The organism is Limnofasciculus baicalensis BBK-W-15, from assembly GCF_024178385.1.
Classification (GTDB): Bacteria; Cyanobacteriota; Cyanobacteriia; order Cyanobacteriales; family Coleofasciculaceae; genus Limnofasciculus; species Limnofasciculus baicalensis.
The window spans coordinates 1-3,702 of record NZ_JAMZMM010000489.1 but is presented as its reverse complement, the minus strand read 5'-3'; the positions used below and the strand labels follow the sequence as shown (position 1 = coordinate 3,702).

The 3,702-nt window shown below is 44.5% G+C and carries 3 protein-coding genes; 2 read left to right on the top strand and 1 reads right to left on the bottom strand.

Going from position 1 to position 3,702, the window contains the following annotated elements; all coding sequences use genetic code 11:
- Window positions 1-192 precede the first annotated feature (192 nt).
- Window positions 193-2,079 carry an ATP-dependent zinc metalloprotease FtsH2 gene (ftsH2, locus tag NJ959_RS27075; RefSeq protein WP_254014864.1) on the top strand — a complete coding sequence of 629 codons (1,887 nt, stop codon included), beginning with the start codon at window positions 193-195 and terminating at the stop codon, window positions 2,077-2,079.
- Between the two features lie 251 nt (window positions 2,080-2,330).
- Complete coding sequence (locus NJ959_RS27070) at window positions 2,331-2,747, top strand: SH3 domain-containing protein (protein WP_254014863.1); 417 nt, start codon at window positions 2,331-2,333, stop codon at window positions 2,745-2,747.
- 102 nt (window positions 2,748-2,849) lie between these two features.
- On the opposite strand, the gene NJ959_RS27065 is transcribed toward NJ959_RS27070, so the two are convergent.
- Entirely contained in the window at window positions 2,850-3,587 is a 738-nt protein-coding gene (locus tag NJ959_RS27065; protein WP_254014865.1) for a lysophospholipid acyltransferase family protein, read from the bottom strand.
- Between the last annotated feature and the right edge of the window lie 115 nt (window positions 3,588-3,702).

Sequence of the window (3,702 nt, the reverse complement as noted above, 5' to 3'; positions counted from 1 at the left end):
GCCCACTCCCCACTCCCCACTCCCTACTCCCTACTCCCTACTCCCCTCAGACAGGTTGCCCAGATTGTGAGAATTAAGTTAAATTTAATTAAGTTGCGATCGCAAATCGTCATTTTTTGACTAGTCAGGCTTAAAAATCTGGTTTTTCCACCTAAAGCCATAGCTCATACCCAATATCTAGAGACCATTAACATGAAACTTTCGTGGAGAATAATACTACTTTGGACAATCCCAGTCCTTGTAATCGGGTTTTTCGTGTGGCAGGGAGCATTTTCTCCTGCTGTGGGGGATATCAGCAACAACACCGCTAGTTCTCGCATGAGCTACGGTCGCTTTTTAACATATTTAGATGCTGGTAGAGTTACCAGTGTAGAACTCTACGATAGCGGTCAGACGGCAATTGTGGAAGCACTGGACCCATTACTCGATAACCAAAGCCAACGGTGGCGAGTAGATTTGCCCAGCAGTGCGCCAGAATTAATTACCAAACTTAGAGAATCAGATATCGCTTTTGACAGTCATCCCCCTAGCCAAGATGGGGCAATTTGGGGATTAGTCGGTAATTTAATTTTTCCTGTTCTCTTGATTGCTGGCTTATTTTTCCTATTCCGTCGCTCAAATAATGCTAATGGCGGTCCAGGGCAAGCGATGAACTTTGGAAAGTCCCGCGCTAGATTCCAGATGGAAGCTAAAACGGGTATTCTCTTTGACGATGTAGCAGGAATTGATGAAGCAAAAGAAGAACTCCAAGAAGTTGTTACTTTCCTAAAACAACCAGAACGGTTTACCGCAGTAGGAGCAAGGATTCCTAAAGGAGTTCTGCTTATTGGTCCTCCTGGTACTGGTAAAACTTTACTAGCAAAAGCGATCGCAGGTGAAGCTGGTGTTCCTTTCTTTAGTATTTCTGGTTCTGAGTTTGTAGAAATGTTCGTAGGTGTAGGTGCTTCCCGCGTCCGCGATTTGTTCAAAAAAGCCAAAGAAAATGCCCCCTGTTTAATCTTTATTGATGAAATTGATGCAGTAGGGAGACAGCGCGGTGCTGGTATTGGTGGTGGTAATGATGAACGGGAACAAACCCTGAACCAATTACTAACAGAAATGGATGGATTTGAAGGCAATACTGGTATTATTATTATTGCCGCAACTAACCGTCCCGATGTTTTAGATTCAGCTCTGTTACGTCCCGGACGATTTGACCGCCAAGTGATGGTTGATGCTCCAGATCTTAAAGGACGGATTAAGGTATTAGAAGTTCATGCTCGGAACAAGAAACTAGCTTCAGAAATTTCCATCGAAGCAATCGCACGGCGGACTCCAGGGTTTACAGGTGCTGACTTAGCTAACTTGCTCAATGAAGCAGCAATCTTAACAGCTCGTCGTCGCAAAGAAGCGATTACTATGCTGGAAGTTAATGATGCGGTTGACCGAGTGGTGGCTGGGATGGAAGGTACGCCACTAGTAGATAGTAAGAGTAAGCGATTGATTGCGTACCATGAAATCGGTCATGGTATTGTTGGGACAGTGATTAAAGATCACGATCCTGTTCAAAAAGTTACTTTAGTTCCTCGCGGACAAGCTCAAGGTTTGACCTGGTTTACACCGAGCGAAGAACAAGGTTTAATTACCAGAGCGCAGCTTAAGGCAAGGATTACTGGTGCTTTAGGTGGACGCGCTGCTGAGGAAGAAATTTTTGGTTATTCTGAAGTGACTACTGGTGCGGGTGGCGATTTGCAACAAGTGACTGGTATGGCACGGCAAATGGTAACCCGTTTTGGGATGTCTGATTTGGGTCCGCTTTTTTTAGAAAGTCAAGAGGGAGAAGTCTTTCTTGGTGCTGGTTTAATGAGTCGCTCAGAGTATTCTGAAGAAGTGGCATCTCGGATTGATGAGCAAGTGCGACTGATTGTTGAAAATTGTCACGAACATGCAGTACGGATTATCCGAGAAAATCGCACTGTAATTGACCGTTTGGTAGATTTATTAATTGAGAAGGAAACAATTGATGGTGAAGAGTTTCGCCAAATTGTGGCGGAATATACAATAGTTCCTGATAAGGATAGATTCGTTCCTCAGTTGTAATTTTGAGTGAAATTTGGTGTTTGGGGGTTATCTTTTTCTAGATCTTCTGGAAATTGGTAATCCCCATTTTTTTCGATCGATCCTGCTATGCTGAGGATAGTATAGCAGCCGCCAAGGTGCTTAGGAAAAGGAGCTTAAGCCCCTTGTTAAAATCTGGTAGCTGAGAATGTTCCAACCGCTGTGGCGGTTGCTATAAAATGATGTGGTTTGGCTGAGTTACTGGTTTTAGCCCAAATAAAGGAAGTAGTAAAATGATCGGATATTTTAGACAATTTTCTCTGGCGATTGCGATCGCAACTCTCTTGCCAGTCTTTTCGATCTTACCCGATGGAGCCGTGGCGACTCCTAGAAACCAACCAAGAGGTTGCCTCGATCGTACCATGGTTAACAATAATGGCATCGTCCGAGAAGAGTACCAAGCAGGGCATTTCGTTTTGTCTGACGGGAGAGGTTCTCATATTAATGTCCGAGCCAACCCCAGTGTAAACTCCCCTATTCGATATGTTGCACCATTCCGCAGAGGAGTTTCTGTTAGCAGGCAGGTTGTGGGAAAAGATGGTTACTGCTGGATTCAGGTAGAGGGTGGCATCTGGGATGAAGCTGGTATCAAAATTATTGGTAGTTTTTCCGGTTGGGTACGAGGTGATTTACTGCGGCAAGAAACTTAATGATTGAAATAAACCCCTACAATTAGACAAAGGACACTAAGCCTAAGCCTCTCAATCCTAATTACTGCGTTGGGCAGCAAGGGGATTAATCGCAAATACTTCCTACCTTCGCTCCAATTCTGTCAATGCCATTTCCAAATCCTGAGTTAGCTGTTGGGCGCTTTTCTTAGTAGATCCAGTACAATAATTAGCCACATCTAAAGGTTTGCCAATATTAACTTTGATATCACTCCGCCATGTGGGGATAGGTTGGTCGTAATTAAGACCAATTGGCACAATTTTTAACCCGCTACCAGGTTCAAGAGATTCCACTTGCAGAGCAATTCTCGCCATGCCAGGTTTGAGCGGATTAAGATGACCATGCCGATAAATATTACCTTCAGGAAACATAACTAATGCTTCCCCATTACGGAGGATTTCGACACTGTGACGGATACTACTAATACCGGGATGTTTGGTATTAACAGGAAATCCTCCGGTCCTCCGCAGTACCCAGCCTTGGGGTCCTGCCATTTCATTTTCAGAAATCATAAACCGCAAATCGCGTCCCGTAACAGGTTTGCCAGCAGCGAAAGCCATTACTAATCCATCCCAACGGGAACGATGAGTTGGTGCGAGGATAACTGGACCAGTTTTGGGGATATTTTCTGTTCCTGTTACTTCCATCCGCCGAAAATAAAATGGGATGAGAACCCGTCGCCCTAAAGGGTATAGGATGGAGGTTAATGTATGGGAAATGTGGGATGTAACGGGAACAATTTTGCCTGGAGTAGTCGTCTGTTGAGGTGTTTCGACAACTGAGGTAGGGATTTGGGTTGGTTGGGGGAATTGAAGCTGCATCATTGGGGGATTCGGTTTTTAACTCGTTTAATCTCTATAGTTTTACTTTATGTCTTAGATTATCTCTTGTCTGGGAGGTGGGGGACACTTCTGTTGCTGTCATGGGAGCTGGGGG